Annotated in this window: 14 protein-coding genes; 9 read left to right on the top strand and 5 right to left on the bottom strand. The window is 41.0% G+C overall.

Annotated elements, in window-relative coordinates; translation table 11 throughout:
* Positions 1 to 65: 65 nt before the first annotated feature.
* A complete protein-coding gene (locus V7K44_RS13650; RefSeq protein WP_334932229.1) occupies positions 66 to 581 on the top strand; it encodes a GNAT family N-acetyltransferase in 516 nt (171 codons plus the stop codon).
* A 90-nt stretch (positions 582 to 671) separates the two neighbouring features.
* Positions 672 to 1,226 (top strand): Uma2 family endonuclease, encoded by a 555-nt coding sequence (locus tag V7K44_RS13645; RefSeq protein ID WP_334932228.1) that lies wholly within the window; start codon positions 672 to 674, stop codon positions 1,224 to 1,226.
* 79 nt (positions 1,227 to 1,305) lie between these two features.
* On the opposite strand, the gene V7K44_RS13640 is transcribed toward V7K44_RS13645, so the two are convergent.
* The 3 genes from V7K44_RS13640 to V7K44_RS13630 form a co-directional block, all read right to left on the bottom strand.
* Positions 1,306 to 2,766: a DICT sensory domain-containing protein gene (locus V7K44_RS13640; protein WP_334932227.1), complete on the bottom strand. Its 1,461-nt coding sequence runs from the start codon at positions 2,764 to 2,766 to the stop codon at positions 1,306 to 1,308.
* 218 nt (positions 2,767 to 2,984) lie between these two features.
* Positions 2,985 to 4,487, bottom strand: a complete 1,503-nt coding sequence (locus V7K44_RS13635; protein WP_334932226.1) for a UDP-N-acetylmuramoyl-L-alanyl-D-glutamate--2,6-diaminopimelate ligase — start codon at positions 4,485 to 4,487, stop codon at positions 2,985 to 2,987.
* Positions 4,488 to 4,540: 53 nt separating this feature from the next.
* Positions 4,541 to 4,822 (bottom strand): glutaredoxin family protein, encoded by a 282-nt coding sequence (locus V7K44_RS13630; protein WP_334932225.1) that lies wholly within the window; start codon positions 4,820 to 4,822, stop codon positions 4,541 to 4,543.
* A 185-nt stretch (positions 4,823 to 5,007) separates the two neighbouring features.
* Here V7K44_RS13630 and V7K44_RS13625 point away from each other — a divergent pair, with 185 nt between their 5' ends.
* The 7 genes from V7K44_RS13625 (at position 5,008) to V7K44_RS13595 (ending at position 13,660) form a co-directional block, all read left to right on the top strand.
* Positions 5,008 to 5,973, top strand: a complete 966-nt coding sequence (locus V7K44_RS13625; RefSeq protein WP_334932223.1) for a homogentisate phytyltransferase — start codon at positions 5,008 to 5,010, stop codon at positions 5,971 to 5,973.
* 3 nt (positions 5,974 to 5,976) lie between these two features.
* Positions 5,977 to 6,450, top strand: a complete 474-nt coding sequence (locus V7K44_RS13620; RefSeq protein WP_334932221.1) for a tetratricopeptide repeat protein — start codon at positions 5,977 to 5,979, stop codon at positions 6,448 to 6,450.
* Between the two features lie 643 nt (positions 6,451 to 7,093).
* Positions 7,094 to 9,244: a hybrid sensor histidine kinase/response regulator gene (locus V7K44_RS13615; protein WP_334932219.1), complete on the top strand. Its 2,151-nt coding sequence runs from the start codon at positions 7,094 to 7,096 to the stop codon at positions 9,242 to 9,244.
* A gap of 308 nt (positions 9,245 to 9,552) precedes the next feature.
* Positions 9,553 to 10,782, top strand: a complete 1,230-nt coding sequence (locus V7K44_RS13610) for a tetratricopeptide repeat protein (protein ID WP_334932217.1) — start codon at positions 9,553 to 9,555, stop codon at positions 10,780 to 10,782.
* A gap of 69 nt (positions 10,783 to 10,851) precedes the next feature.
* Complete coding sequence (gene cobA, locus V7K44_RS13605) at positions 10,852 to 12,450, top strand: uroporphyrinogen-III C-methyltransferase (protein WP_334932215.1); 1,599 nt, start codon at positions 10,852 to 10,854, stop codon at positions 12,448 to 12,450.
* A 65-nt stretch (positions 12,451 to 12,515) separates the two neighbouring features.
* Positions 12,516 to 13,112 (top strand): dephospho-CoA kinase, encoded by a 597-nt coding sequence (gene coaE / locus V7K44_RS13600; RefSeq protein ID WP_334880982.1) that lies wholly within the window; start codon positions 12,516 to 12,518, stop codon positions 13,110 to 13,112.
* A gap of 242 nt (positions 13,113 to 13,354) precedes the next feature.
* Positions 13,355 to 13,660: a hypothetical protein gene (locus tag V7K44_RS13595; RefSeq protein WP_334932213.1), complete on the top strand. Its 306-nt coding sequence runs from the start codon at positions 13,355 to 13,357 to the stop codon at positions 13,658 to 13,660.
* 332 nt (positions 13,661 to 13,992) lie between these two features.
* Here V7K44_RS13595 and V7K44_RS13590 read toward each other — a convergent pair whose 3' ends face one another.
* Both V7K44_RS13590 and V7K44_RS13585 read right to left on the bottom strand, forming a co-directional pair.
* Positions 13,993 to 15,396, bottom strand: a complete 1,404-nt coding sequence (locus V7K44_RS13590; protein ID WP_334932211.1) for a hypothetical protein — start codon at positions 15,394 to 15,396, stop codon at positions 13,993 to 13,995.
* Between the two features lie 238 nt (positions 15,397 to 15,634).
* Positions 15,635 to 15,991, bottom strand: coding sequence for a DOPA 4,5-dioxygenase family protein (locus tag V7K44_RS13585; RefSeq protein ID WP_334932209.1), 357 nt, complete (start codon positions 15,989 to 15,991; stop codon positions 15,635 to 15,637).
* Positions 15,992 to 16,152 lie beyond the last annotated feature (161 nt).

The following is a 16,152-nucleotide window of genomic DNA, read 5'->3' as shown; positions in this document are numbered from 1 at the left end:
TTGTTTCATCTATTTCACCAAACTCATCCTCGATTACGCGAACAGTGAGTATTATTAATAACTAAATGTACATCTCAATTCGTCAAGCAACCATACAAGATACGGCGATCGTTTCGGATGTGTTATTAGAAGCAGCTTTGTGGCTCCAGCAGAGTGGTAGGACTCTGTGGCATGAGAGTCAGGTTTCACCAGAAAGTATCTCTAAAGATGTTGCTAACGGCTTGTTTTTCATTGCTGAGTGGGCAGGTGAAGCAGTTGGTACAATGAAGTTTCAACTAGAAGATTTACTGTTCTGGCCCGACATTTCTCAGGAAGATTCAGCATTTTTACATCGCTTTGCAGTTCGACGGCATTACTCCGGCGGTAAAGTCTCTTCAGCACTTCTAGCTTGGGCTGTTGAACAAACACAAATACTTGGCAGACATTATTTACGTCTAGATTGCGACGCCTCACGTCCACGCCTTAGAGCAGTATATGAACGTTTTGGTTTCCGTCATCACAGCGACAAACAAGTTGGTGCTTATTTTGTCTCTCGCTACGAATATCAAATACCTCCAATATGTAAAATGCGTAAGTCCTAAAAACAATGTCTGATGAGCTAGTCGGCGCTTCATTTTAAAATCAAAGTAAACCTCTTGTCTAAGTGGTAGAAAAAAGGCTAAATAAGGATTATGACCGTAACTACCTATAAATGGACAATTAAACGTTATCACCAAGCAATAGAGGCAGGTATTTTTGACGACCAGCCCATTGAACTATTGCGCGGCGACCTCATTGTTATGCCCCCAGAACGAGAATCTCACGCTTACTACAACACAGAAGCAGCTGATTATCTTCGCACACTGCTCGGTGAACGGGTAAAAATCCGCGATGCAAAACCCGTTACCTTACCCAACGATTCAGAACCTGCTCCCGATGTTGCGATTGTCAAACCTTTAGGTGAGGTCTACTTAGAACACCATTCTTACCCAGAAGATATCTTCTGGGTTATTGAATTCTCCAAAGCCACCCTGAGCAAAGATTTAGGTGACAAAAAAGACATCTACGCTGAGGGTGGTATTGTTGAATATTGGGTTGTCAACCTGAAGACTCCGCAGTTAAAAGTATTTCGTGACCTAGAAAATGGGGAATACAAAACCGAACTGACACTAACTACAGGTACTATTTCACCCCTAGCCTTTCCTGATGTATCCGTCCGAGTTGAGCGCCTTATAAATAAGACCTAGTACAGCGTATTATCGAAAGTGCGTAGGAGTTATAAGTTATGAATTATAAATCGATCGCTCATAACTCATAACTTATAACTCATAACTCATTTTCTGTCGCGATCGCTCTTGGGATATTGCTAACAGTTGCCAGTTGCACTGTAAAGGTAGAACCTTCAGATAATTTACTTTTTACAGAAACAGATCCACCACAGCGCAGCAGCAATTGCTGTATTATCGTTAACCCCAACCCAGCACCACCATAATCTTCGGTTGCTGCTGTACGCACGCGATAAAATCGATCGAAGATTTTGGGAATTTCGTTTTCGGCAATACCAATACCTGTGTCGCGGAATTCTAATTGGACATAATCGCCTTGACTACGGGCACGCACCCATACTTGACCTCCATTAGGGGTAAATTTAAGACTGTTGTGCAACAGATTAATCACAATTTGCCTCAGCTTACCACTCACGCACCAAACAGATGGGAGTTCAGTCGGCACGGTGTAGGCTAGCATAATTCCTTTTTCTTGGGCTACAGGTTGGTAGGTACTGACTACTCCAGGTACAACATCTGAGAGACGCACCAACTCCAAAGTCGTCCCCTCCAAATTCTGTTCTAGCTGCACCAGTTCCAAGAAACCAGTAATCAGGGAGTTTTGCTGATCGCACTGGGTATTTAACATCTGTAAATAACGTTGTCGTTGTGGGGGTTTAAGATTAGGGGAATTTAATAATGAAAGTGCTGTCTTCATGTGTGTCAAAGGTATACGTAGTTCCTGACAGACATTTTTCAGGTATTCATCTTTGAGTTGCTCTTTATTGTGCAGTTCTTGATTTTGCTGCTCCAACTTCTTAGTGCGTACTGTAATGATTTGACGATTAATTTCATCTTGTCGGAGGAGTTGTTTTGCCAACAATTGATTCATAAGTGCGCCTTGAGGCACGGTTGGACAAATAAAACTAGCAGGTATTGAGGATGATTCTGGCGCAATCGCTTGTTGGATACTATTTAATACTTGCTGAATTACTCTCCCCTCAACAGTAGTTATAATCAGCAACGGCTGGTTTTTATTAGTATTTACCTTCCCCGATGTCTGATTTTTGCGTTTTTTAAGTGGTCGATGAGCCAAAATTAAACTGCAAAATTGGGGCGATAACACCATCAGAAAGTTTTCCCGTCGCATTTGGCTATCTGGTGGTAGATGAACGGGGACATAATGAGATGATGGGGATGAGGGAGATGATGAGATATTTAATCTTTCCTCTCCCTTGTCTTCCCCTCCTTCCCCTTTCCTACTCTCCTCAATCTGGCAAGTATAAATGAGACTAGAGGCACCTACCGAGGATTGATAACGCGCTAATTCTGATTGCCAAATTTTATCTGGTGGTAGCTTCACCCAGAGAGTGGCTGCAATTTGCTGCTCAATGAGTAAGTCAATTTGCGCTCTCACCAGTGATAGTAGAGTAGCAGGACTGAGGGACAATGGTTTAGGAGGCGCTTGCACTCCCATAACCAGTTGATAAACAGACAGATCCTTAACCAGAGAAACATTCATGAGTCAAGCACAAAAAGGATGAAGCAAGAAATAATTCTGTCTTCGATTTTCACCTTTATGTGTGCATTTTTTACAAAATCCCCACGGAAAGAAATATTAACTATAAAAAAGTCTACTTAGAGGGGAGTGGGGGGCAGGGGAGCAGGGGAGCAGGGAAGAAATTGCAGTAAGTTTTTCAGTTTTTCTCCTCTGCCCCTCTGCCTCTTCCAATGCCCAAATTAAGCTTGTACGTTAAGTCTTTGCTGTAAAGCGTCGCGGGCGTGTTCTCGGTCGTCAAAATGGATTTTTTCGGTACCGAGAATTTGGTAGTCTTCGTGACCTTTACCAGCAAGCAATACTCCATCACCGGGTTGTGCTTGTAAAATAGCGGTACGAATTGCGATCGCTCGATCGCAAATTACTGTTGGCTGCACTGTGTCAGCTATTCCCGCTAAAATATCTTGCAAAATCCTTTCTGGGTCTTCAGTTCGGGGATTATCTGATGTCACTACAGCCACATCAGCTAACTCAGCAGCAATTTTACCCATTTTTGGGCGCTTAGTGCGATCGCGATCGCCTCCACAACCAAATACACAAATCACTTTGCCAGGTATAAATGGACGTGCAGCTTTCAGTAAATTTTCTAAACTATCGGGCGTGTGGGCATAATCCACAATCACGCTAATATCTTGCTCAGTACTAATCTGTACCCGTTCCATGCGTCCAGGAACTCCGGGAAACTCAGGTATCACAGCTGCCACTAAGTGCAAATCTAGCCCTAAGTGTAAAACTGCTCCTACGGCTGCTAAAAGATTTTCTAAATTATATTGTCCGACTAGGGGCGATCGAAAAGCCACATCACCTTTTGGTGTATGTAATGTCCCACTAACACCATTTGGCTGATAACTTAAATCGCTCATCCATAAATCAGCGCTGTTGTCGTTGACGCTGTAACTCCAAACCCGTTCGGAATCCAACGACGCAATTAACCGCTTCCCGTAGGAATCATCAGCATTAATTATTGCCCGTCCCTTGAGATAATTAGGGCTAAACAATAACGCTTTGGCAGCAAAGTAATCTTCCATATCGCTGTGATAGTCGAGATGGTCTTGAGTAAGATTACTGAACACCCCTACCTCAAATTCACAACCCAACACTCTACCTTGGGCCAAAGCGTGAGAACTGACTTCCATCACCCCAAACTCACTACCAGCCTTCACCGCCTCTGCTAGCTGCTGTTGCAGTTCCACCGCAAAAGGGGTAGTGTGGGCAGCAGTTTGCTCAAAACCTGCCCAACGAGTGTAGAGAGTTCCCATCAAAGCTGTAGCTAAATTAGCTTTGTTGAGTAGAAATTCAATTAGATGAGTAGTTGTAGTTTTGCCATTTGTACCAGTCACGCCCACCAGCTTGAGTTTTCGCCCTGGATAACCGTAAAAAGCACTGGCTATCTGCGCACAAGCTTGAGTTATGTTACTTGCACTAATAACCACAGCCTGATTTGTGGGAGGATTTTTTTGTGCCGCTTCGGGAGAAACGATCGCAGCTACAGCCCCCGATGCGATCGCACTTTGCCAAAATTCCCCACCATCAACCCGCGTTCCTGGCATCCCAATAAACAAATCTCCCACACGACAAGCATGGGAATTCGTCTTTAAACCCCTAACTTCCACATCCTCCAAAGTTGGATAACTAGGCAATTGCTCAACACTGTCTACCGCTGTTAGTAATTCCCGCAATTTCATTTTGTGAACCTCGTCACATTCTTGATCTTGCGCTTATTCTGCATTATTTTTTTCTAATTGGCTAAATATTTACGCAACATTTGCTCCAACTGCTGCACGCTAGCACGAGGAGAAGGACGCGGCAATAATTTCTCACTTCCCTCCGCGTCCTCTGCGCCTTGGCGGTTCGATAAATAAAGCATCGGCACCTCATACTCATACGCAGCAAACCAATCTTCACGAGTCGTAATATCCCTAACTTCCAACTCGAAACTGAGATTTTGGATTTGTTCTAGCTTTTCTTGCAAGCCTTCACATAAATGACAGCCGGGTTTACTGTATAAAATTAATCGCATTCTTGATTTGAGTTGGCGCAAGAAGTTATAAGTTTAGAATAACGTAGACGCTTCAGTTTATCGCAGGCTACCGCAGAGGGCACGTAGGAGAAGGGTGAAAGCTCATTGATTCATGAAAGAAGTCTAATGACCAAATTCTGTGACAATGATTAACAACCAACCAGAATACTGTATCTAAGCTACTCATGAGCCAAAGTTCTCAAAACAGCCCTTTACCAGGCAAACCTGTTCAATCATATTTCCAGTGGTTATACGCATTCTGGAAATTCTCTCGCCCTCACACAATTATTGGTACAAGTCTGAGTGTTTTGGGTTTATATTTAATTGCCATTGCTATAAGTAGAGACGCGATTCATCACGTCTCTACATATTCCCTACTCCCTGTCTTTGGTGCATGGATTGGTTGTCTGTGTGGCAATGTTTATATTGTGGGGCTGAATCAATTAGAAGATGTAGAAATTGACAAGATTAATAAGCCTCATTTACCCTTAGCGTCTGGTGAGTTTTCCCAGCAAACTGGGCAATTAATTGTCGCTTCTACTGGGATTTTGGCGCTGGTTGTGGCGTGGCTAACTGGCCCGTTTTTATTGGGTATGGTAGCAATTAGTTTGGCTATTGGTACTGCTTATTCTTTACCGCCAATTCGTTTAAAACAGTTTCCCGTTTGGGCGGCGCTGTGTATTTTTTCGGTGCGCGGTACGATTGTTAACTTAGGTTTATATCTGCATTACAGCTGGGCGTTGCAACAAAGCCAAACAATTCCACCTGTGGTGTGGGTGCTGACGTTATTTATTTTAGTGTTTACCTTTGCGATCGCTATCTTTAAAGATATCCCCGATATGGAAGGCGATCGCCTCTACAATATTACTACTTTCACCATCAAACTTGGCCCCCAAGCTGTGTTCAATCTGTCTCTTTGGGTAATAACTTCCTGCTATCTGGGAATAATTCTGGTTGGGGTGCTAAACGTCGCCTCAGTTAACGCTATATTCTTGGTAGTTACTCATTTGGGGCTGTTGGCTTGGCTGTGGTTGCGGAGTTTGACGGTAGACTTACAAGAGAAAAGTGCGATCGCTCAATTCTACCAATTTATCTGGAAACTCTTTTTTATGGAATATCTGATTTTTCCTATCGCCTGTCTTTTGGCTTAGACAATGCTAGAAACCTTTCCCACTAGTTCGATTATCGCTGCTGTTGCAGTTGTTCTGAGTCTGTCAATCCTTGGCTATTTCGCCTGGAAAACTTTGATTACCTCAGACTTGTTTCAAAAAGGTATCAATCTTGCCCAAGCAAAAGATTACCAAGGTGCAGAAGCGGCCTTTCGCAAAGTCATTTCCATCAACTCTACTAATGATGTAGTGCGCTTGTTTTTGGGAGACGTTTTAAACCAGCAAGGACAAGTAGAAGAAGCAACAGAATTATTTCGGGAAGTAATTCGCCGCAGTCCGAAAAATCCTGATGCTTACTTGCGTCTGGCGAATATCTTCATGCAGCAAGAGCGAGAAGAAGAAGCAAAAACTAACCTGTTACAAGCTAAAGATTTATTACAAAAACAGCGCCAACCTGAAAAAGCTAAAAAAATCACTCAACTGTTAGATAAAATGAGTGCTAAGTCAAGCGAATCTTAACTTTAATGAGAGTTGCAGAGATTAAAGTTTCCTGTTGTGTCTCCTAACTTTTTGCCATTCCCATCATTATGGTGAGAATGGTTTTTATTTGGTAATTTACTATTGTATACCATAATTATGTCCGCAATTTCCGCAACTTTGACCACTCTCTTCATAACCATTACAATTGCAATCGGATGCGCGACAAGCTCCATAGCCACAATTAATTGGAGCATCCCACTTTTTTGCCTGTCATTGCGAGCGCAACGAAGTGGAGCGTGGCAATCCCATCAACTGTTGCTTAGTAAGAGATTGGGGGATTGCTTGTCTGCGACACGCACTTGCGTTCGTCGTCCCTCCTCTCTACGAGACGCTGTTCGCGTTCGCAATGACAAGTTATTCTCTGATCGCAAAGTAAAAACTGGGATGCACCCCAATTAATTGGTTTAGGCTTGATAAGAGAAAATCTTGGGAATTTTCAATGATTAATTTTTGCAAAACAATGATGAAACTAACAACCTTTTTGTTTTGTAAAGTTATATTCTAGTCTGCTTAAGCAGTACAAAAATTAGACACACTGTATCATTAATATTTTGATACTAAAATAGTATTAAGCAAGGCAGAGATTTAATAGTAGATTTATAGCTTAAAGAATCAAGTGTTTATGTCAAATATAATATCAGAATTATGGGCTAACTTTTTGACATCAGACTCATTTATTCCACATGGACACTGCTATCTATGGCAAACGAATTTAGTTTGGTTACACATATTATCTGACGCATTCATTGCATTAGCTTATTACTCAATTCCAGCTACACTCTTCTACTTTGTCCGCAAGCGAGAAGATTTGCCCTTTGATTGGATTTTTTTGCTGTTTAGTGGATTTATCGTAGCTTGCGGCACTACTCATTTAATGGAGATTTGGACACTTTGGCATCCAACCTATTGGGTGTCGGGGTTTGTCAAAGCAGTAACTGCAACAATTTCTGTAATTACAGCAGTAGAGCTTATACCTTTAGTTCCACAAGCATTGGCACTTCCTAGCCCTACTCAATTAGAACAGACAAATCAAGAACTTCAAACACAAATAAGCGAACGCTTATGGATAGAGGAGGAACTGCGAAAATACCAGAATCATCTTGAAGAAATGGTTGCTGTTCGCACCAATGAAATTACTCAGACTAACGAGCAATTACAACAAGAGATTCTTGAACGCCAACGCATCTTAGAAATTCTTCGACAAAGCGAAGAACGCTACCGTTACTTGGCTGAGGCAATTCCTCAACTTGTATGGACAACTAAACCCAACGGTGAATGCGATTATTTTAATCAAAATTGGTGCGAATACACTGGGCTAACGTTAGAGCAATCTTTGGGTTCTGGTTGGTTGGCTGCATTGCATCCAGATGATGTTCAAAGAGCTGATAAAGTGTGGTCTGATGCTGTCAAAAATAGCACTACATATAACAATGAATATCGCTTTAAACGAGCTGCTGATGGCTCCTATCGTTGGCAGCTCGCGCGAGGTTTACCACTCAAAGATGAGCAAGGTTTTGTAGTCAAGTGGTTTGGAACCTGTACGGATATCCACGAACAAAAACAAATACTTGAAGAACGAGCGCACCTACTGGAATTAGAACAAGTAGCACGAGCGAAAGCAGAAACAGCCAATCGAATTAAAGATGAATTTTTAGCCGTCCTCTCTCACGAACTACGCACTCCACTCAACGCAATTCTCGGCTGGTCAAAGTTGTTGCAAACCCGCAGGTTAGACCAAACAAAGACATCTGAAGCCCTAGCTACAATCGAACGCAATGCTACCTTACAAGTTCAACTCATTGAGGACTTGCTGGATATTTCCAGAATTTTACAAGGCAAACTGACGCTGAATATCACGAAAATTGATCTAAAGTCCACGGTATTGTCGGCATTACAGACAATGCAGTTAGCAGCAGAAACAAAGTTGATTGAGGTGAATACAGTATTTGAACCGGGTGTGGGACAAATTATGGGCGACTCGACTCGTTTGCAGCAAGTCGTTTGGAATCTCCTTTCTAACGCAATCAAATTTACACCCAGGGGAGGAAAGGTAGAAGTGCGACTCCAGGAAACTGATGGCTATGCTCAAATAATTGTTAGCGATACGGGTAAGGGAATTAGCGGTGACTTTTTGCCATTCGTGTTTGATTACTTCCGCCAAGCAGATAGCACCTCTACGAGAAATTTTGGTGGATTAGGACTGGGATTAGCAATTGTGCGTAATATCATCGAAATGCATGGCGGCATCGTCAAAGCAGATAGCCACGGTGAGGGTCAAGGGGCAATATTTACTGTTAGCTTACCGCTTCTGGCAGATGAAAGCCCAAGGCTGATGGATGGACAAAATTTCCCTGCATTCTTAGCTACTAACTCCTTACCTCTGAATGGCATTAGGATTTTAGTTGTCGATGATACTGATTCACGAGATTTTGTTGCTTTTGTATTAGAGCAAGATGGGGCTTTTGTGATGGCAGTATCTTCTGCTGAAGAAGCATTACAAGCCTTAGCAGAAGTCAAGCCAGATGTGTTGGTAAGCGATATTAGTATGCCCGATATCGATGGCTATATGTTAATACATGAAGTGAGAACTCGGACACCAGAACAAGGTGGGCAAATTCCAGCAATTGCCTTGACTGCCTTTGCGAGAAACAATGACCATGAAAAAGCCCTAAAAGCTGGGTTTCAAATGCATTTATCCAAACCTCTTAACCCAGAGAAATTAATTGCAGCCATTGTTAAATTGATGGAAACAAAAGTGTCAGCAATTACCTAAAAACGACTTTTTAGTTTTAATAAATTACCATCTATTAGATTTTTTGCATGAATTAAAAGCCCTCACCCTAAATCCCTCTCCCAACCTTGGGAGAGGGACTTTGAAATGTCTATTGTGTACAAATAGATATTTATATGAGATTACACTTGTATCAAGTTAGCTTAATCACTTATAATTCCTGCTATAACTCCGCCAAAGCTACGCTTTTGCTCCCCGAATAGTAAGGAAGGGCTGAGATGGGGTATTTTTATGATGGCAATTAGCCGAACTTGACATTATATCTAAACCAAGTAGGTAAGGTAATAAAAATGCTGAAAAACAAGAATCTACTGGTAGCAGCTATTATCTGCTTGTGTTTGAGTAATGGAAATACTGCCTTTGGTCAAAATGTTGGCGTTATTTTAGCAAAAATTCACAACTCTACTCAGTCCGCAGTCATTCGCAACAAAAACGCAGTTGCCAACTTCGAGCAAGGAAGCAATCTCTATAAACAGGGAGATTTAAAAGGAGCAGAGGCGGCTTTTCGGAAGGCAATTGAACTAGAACCCAATTTTGCACAAGCTTATATTGCCTTGGGAAATACTCTCGACGATCGAGGTAAACCACAAGAAGCGATCGCTCAATACAATAAAGCCATTAGCCTCGATCCTCAAGACTCTAGAGCATATTTTAATCTGGGTTTGACTTTAGCAAGACTGAATCAGTTAGAACCTGCGATCGCACAATATCAGAAAGCCATCAGCCTTGAACCCAAGTATGCTGAAGCTCACTATAACTTAGGAAATGCTCTCTACGCTCAAGGCAAGCTCACAGAAGCAGTTACCGAATATATAGCAGCTATTCGCCTCAAACCAGATTATGCACCGACTTACACCCGTTTAGGAAATGCTCTATACGATCGAGGTGAGCTAGCAGAAGCAGTTACTCAGTATAAAAAATCTATTAGCTTCGATCCTAACTATACAGATGCTTACTATTACTTAGGAAACGCCTTATACGCTCAAGGAAAGCCAGCAGAAGCAATCGCCAACTATACCGAAGCCATTCGCCTCGCTCCGAAAAATCCAGCAGGTTATAATGCCTTGGGAAATACTCTGTACGCTCAAGGCAAACTAGAAGAAGCGATCGCACATTACCAAAAAGCCATCAGTTTCGCTCCCAATTATGCAGACGCTCACTATAATTTAGCAAGTGCTTTTTACGCTCAAGGCAAGTTAACAGAAGCAATCGCTGGCTATACCGAAGCCATTCGCCTCGATCCCAAACACGCACAAGCTTACACAGGTTTGGGAAATGCAATGGACGATCGAGGTAAACCTCAAGAAGCGATCGCACATTACAAAAAAGCCATTAGCCTTGTACCAAACGATGCATTCACTTACTATAATTTGGGAATCACTTTGGGAAGACAACAACAGCCAAAAGAAGCGATCGTTAATCTCAAAAAAGCCAGAGAATTATTCCAAGCTGAGAAAAACAAGGAGATGGTTGAACAAGTCGATCGGCTAATCCAAAAAATTAATACCCAAATGAATTGAATATGTATGGTGAGCAGGGGAGCAGAGGAGCAGAGGAGCAGGGGAGCAGGGGAGAATAACTACTGACAAATGACAAATGACAGAGGCAAAGTCTACCTCGTAGGTGCTGGGCCTGGAGATGCAGCATACCTGACAGTAAAAGCTTACAATCTCTTAGCTACTGCTCAAGTGCTAGTCTACGATGCTTTAGTAGATGCTCAATTATTGCAGTGCGTACCACCAGATAATTGCCTGAAGGTGGATGTCGGTAAACGCGGTGGCAAACCCAGTACAAGCCAAGCACAGATTAACAAGTTACTGGTAAAGCACTGTCTGCAAGGAAAACAAGTTATACGGCTCAAATCAGGCGATCCGTTAATTTTTGGGCGTTGCACTTCCGAAATTGAAGCGTTGAAAGCATCCGGTTGTGATTTTGAACTAGTACCAGGAATTTCCTCAGCCCTTGCAGCACCTTTGTTGGCAGGAATTCCCCTAACAGATCCAGTGTTAAGCCGCACTTTTGCAGTGCTTACAGCTCATGAACCAGAGGTTTTAGACTGGGAGGCACTGTCACGCTTAGAGACACTGGTAATTTTGATGGGAGGGCAACATTTAGCAGAGATTGTAGATCAACTGGTAAAACACGGGCGATCGCATTTAACACCCATTGCTATCATCCGTTGGGCAGGAACTCCCGATCAACAAATTTGGACAGCGCAACTGGGCAATATTCTAGAACAAACCGCCGGATTATCCCTTTCCCCGGCGGTAATTGTGATTGGCGAAGTTGTTGGGCTACGCAAGTACTTACAACCTGAGAAAATAGATTGTCAGGTTTCGACTACAGCCAAAACTTTTAGCCCTCCTGTTATGTCAAGCAATTTCCCCCTATCTCCTCTTCCCCTTACTGGTAAAATGATTTTGGTGACACGTTCAGTTGGCCAATCGAGTCAATTTAGCGATCGCCTCATTGCATCAGGTGCAACAGTCATCGAAATGCCTACCTTAGAAATCGGCCCCCCCTCCAGTTGGGAAGCTTTGGATAATGCGATCGCTCATTTATCTGACTTCGACTGGTTAATTCTTACTTCTACCAATGGCATAGACTACTTTTTTGAAAGGCTAATTGCCCAAGGTAAAGATAGCCGTGCCTTAGCTGGCATCAAAATTGCCGTCGTTGGTGAGAAAACAGCCCAAAGTCTCAAACAACGCTCTCTGCAAGCAGATTTTATTCCGCCCAACTTTGTTGCCGATTGTTTAGTGGAAAATTTCCCAGATAAATTAGATGGTAAAAAGGTATTATTTCCTAGAGTTGAAAGCGGCGGCAGAGAAGTTTTAGTTAAGGAATTAACTCTCAAGGGAGCAAATGTGATAGAAGTTGCGGCATATCAATCTTGTTGTCCTAGTAGTATTCCACCTGCGGCAAAGTTAGCTCTCCAAAACCGTAAGGTAGATGCAATCACCTTTGCCAGTTCTAAAACTGTACAATTTTTCTGTCAACTTACTAATAATATATTTTCCAACAACTCTGATGCTAGCCAATTATTAGAGGGAGTTTGTATTGCCTCTATCGGCCCCCAAACCTCCAAAACTTGCCATGATTTATTCGGACGCGTGGATGTAGAAGCCGAAGAATACACTTTAGATGGTTTAACCCAAGCACTAATCGCATGGGCGACAAATTCTTAGATGAGGGAGCAAGGGAGGCAGGGAAGCAGGGGAGCAGGGGAGCAGGGGAGAATAACTACTGACAAATGACAAAACGTATAATCGGCTTAACCGGAGGTATTGCCACAGGTAAAACCACTGTCACCAATTATTTAGCTAGCACTTATAATCTGCCGATTTTGGATGCAGATATTTATGCTAGAGAGGCAGTATCTTTAGGTTCGCCTATTCTCGGTGCGATCGCTCAACGTTATGGCGAACAAATTTTACTACCAGATGGCAGCCTCAACCGTCAAAAGTTAGGCGAAATTATCTTTAATCGTCAAGATGAACGCAACTGGATAGACAATTTGATTCATCCTGATGTGCGCGATCGCTTTCTCAAAGCAATTGCTCAGTCTTCGTCAAAAATACTGGTGTTAGTAGTGCCTCTATTATTTGAAGCTGGGATGACTGATTTGGTAACAGAAATCTGGGTAGTGCGTTGTTCTCAAGAACAACAACTACAAAGATTGATACAACGAAATCATTTAAATACAGAACAGGCTCGAGCCAGGATTAACAGCCAATTATCCATCGAAGAAAAAGTGGCTCATGCAGATGTCGTTTTAGATAACTCTTCTACCCTAGAAGTACTACTGAAGCAGATAGATGTAGCTCTAGCCACTACAAGTAGTGACTAAATTATATTAATATTAAAATATATACATATATGACATTTTCAAGACATAAAAAGCTTATTAATTAATACTAGATAGTTAAGCAAAAAACTTATATCTCACCAAATCTCGTCCAACAGTTAGGTGATTTTACAGTTGAATCTGCGGTTAATAGTACTGTAAATTTAAAAGAATCGGCTTTTAAATGAATTAAAAGTTCTATTTTTTAAATGCTTTTAAGTGCCTTCTCTTCAATCAGAACAGGTATGAACTTAAGTTTTAGTTTTTTCAATAAATTATCTCTGGTTATCTCTCCAGTAACAAAATTAAAACAAAAGAATAAAATCCATGATTACAGACAACAAGTTTGTGGAGGCGACTACATATTTGAGCGCCTTAATGAAGGAACAATCGGGTACATGACTGGAGTAGGGAAAAGCGTTAAAGCTTGCGATCGCATTATTTTACGAGAAGGTTGTGAATCTTATCAATATCAAGTTGAAGAAATTGATTACTATTCAGATCCATCTGATATGTGGATAGCTTTACTCAAGCAAATACCGAATGACTAAATATTAAAGTCAACCAGTTTCTTCAATTATAGAGTTCAATACAGTTAATACTAAGCAATAAAATCCTGATATAGAGACGCAATTTATCGCGTCTGAAAGACCAATTATCTATACGATTTTCCTTCTTTTACTAGAAAATAGTAAAAGTAATACCAATTGGAAAAAAGAATGCCACAAATAGACCATTTGTAGAGACGCGATTCATCGCGTCTTTACTCAAAGATGTGTTGCAATCATTAATCGAATTGGTATAAGGTTTATCGTAGTCGCCTCCTCGCTTGTTATGAGGGAAGTGAGGTTTTTATACCTCACTCAACCGAGAACAGCTATATCTATGTTAAATCGATCAAAAAATGAGCTATTAAAGTATTTCTTTCATAGGATAACAAGTAAAGATGCAAAAGATTTGGGTTATCTTTATCAAGGTGCATCACTGAACCATCAACTGCTAAGTGGTGATGATCTATCCACTTCTCCTGTGAATCTAGTAAAAAACTGAAATAGGGGCTGACATCGGGATGATTTTTTGTTAATTCTTCATAGCTTTGATAAAAAGGAGGTATCCCAATTCCCATCGGCATATATAAACCTTTGGAATAATCTGCTACAGGCAATTGAGGAAGCGTTTTCAGATTAACGCCACTGATGAATAATCTATTTTTCTCACCAGTTTTGGTATCTGTGAATCCTAGCTCAATTTCCTGTAAATTTTGTTCAACGCCAATCGGTTTTATATTCCTTAAAATCGCTTTGTCAAATTTGCCTATTCTCCAGTATTGATTTCCCCAAGGCTTATTTTGATCGTAAAATCCTGGCGCTCGAAAACTTGCAAACTTAACTTCATTTTTAACGTCGTAAAAATCTCTCCATTTGGTGATGTTGGTCGCTAGCGTAGTTCTAACTTTTCTACTTTGCTCTCCTGATACAATTATCCTCTCATCAAGGGGGAACTGAGTAGCAACTTCTTTTTGATCGATTACATTTCTTAAAAGATTAGTTTTTACTATTGTGCCACTCGGATCTTGCCAGTGTTCTAATTTCCACCAATGCTGCCAATATGAAATATTATTAATTTTTTCAAAAATATTTTTGTAATGTCCAATTGGGAAAGTAAACCAACTTTGATAATAAAGGGTTTTGTTATTATCCTCTTTAGTAAAAAGCAAAATTTCCCAAAATCCGGCATTTAAGCAATTATTAGCCAAAGCTATCTCTACAATATTTTGCTTTTCAAAACCATCTCCTCCAACAATTTCTATGTTTTTTGAATTAGCAGGAAAACTAATCTGTTGCCTGTTCCACTCCCTATCTGTAAAAGCTATTATTTCTAAACCTCGATCTTTTTTAACCCATTCAGGTGCTTTAGGAACTAATAGCTCTAAATCAACATTTTTTATAACTATTTTTGCCGTATTTTTGTCTGTTGCTTCTAGTACGAAATCGAAATGTGTATCATCTTTCTTAATAAGTGTTAATTTTCGATTAGAATATCTTTTAAAATTTTTTCCTAATGGTGCAGGATTGGCTGGATAATCGACATTAGATAATTCTTGTAGTTTTACACTCATCTGATTATCAAATTTATATCTGGATTTAAACCAGAAACCACCTAGTCCCAGCAAACCAAAGCAGAGAATAATAGTACTAAATAAAATCTGTTTCTTCGTGACTCTGAAATTAGCTTTGCCGAATTGAGAAATACCTGCAATTTTTCCTTTCGCAGAGATGTTTTTCATCAGAGAAATTTATTTTTATGAGAATGCCGATTAACAGCATAGCATTCTGCAAAATGGATGTCTTATCTTTATTTTCAACAAAAGTGTTAATAAACAGTTATCTGCAATCAAGGAGTTTAATACCAATTCTTGTAGATACTGAATGTTACATCTCTGTTAGAAAATTGCTCCACTTAAGGAAGGCAAAATAGAAAGCAAAACTTTTAGCCAACAACGTCATTTACTTTCCTTAGTTGGATCAAGTAGGACTAAGCTGTTGAAGAAACTCAATATTCAAATCTAGCTTTTCTCCTAACCATAGGGAATGAACTGCGTGGTCTGCCACAGCATTCCCTGTCTCAGGATGAACGAGAATATCCAATCCCTCACGATTGAGCATTAACCAAGGAACGACTTTCTCAAACTGATTCGGCAAGAAAGCAACTTGATACATCGCTTTTGGATGGGGCCCGATGGGCTTGTCAAACCAGCGTCCGAGTTGCACGTCAAACCTAGCGCCTAATCCTTCGCGTACACGCGCAGCTACATCTCGACTCGCAGGATCGAAGTAAACATGAGCATGAAAACCAGCAATCTTGATAGTATCTTCTTCCATAGATCCACTTTTCGCTCTCAACTCTAATTTTGGGTAGCGGACTTTTTATTTCTTACTAAAAAAGCGATACAGCATTTACGGCTCTTATGAGGTACAGTAGCAGCAACTAGTAAACCAGTTTCTTAAATGTTGAGGATTTATTAAATTGAGTGCAACTGAGA

The sequence above is a fragment of the Nostoc sp. genome, assembly GCF_036917235.1.
GTDB lineage: Bacteria > Cyanobacteriota > Cyanobacteriia > Cyanobacteriales > Nostocaceae > Nostoc.
Note: the sequence above shows the minus strand (reverse complement) of the source record. Positions and strands in the feature narration are given on the sequence as shown.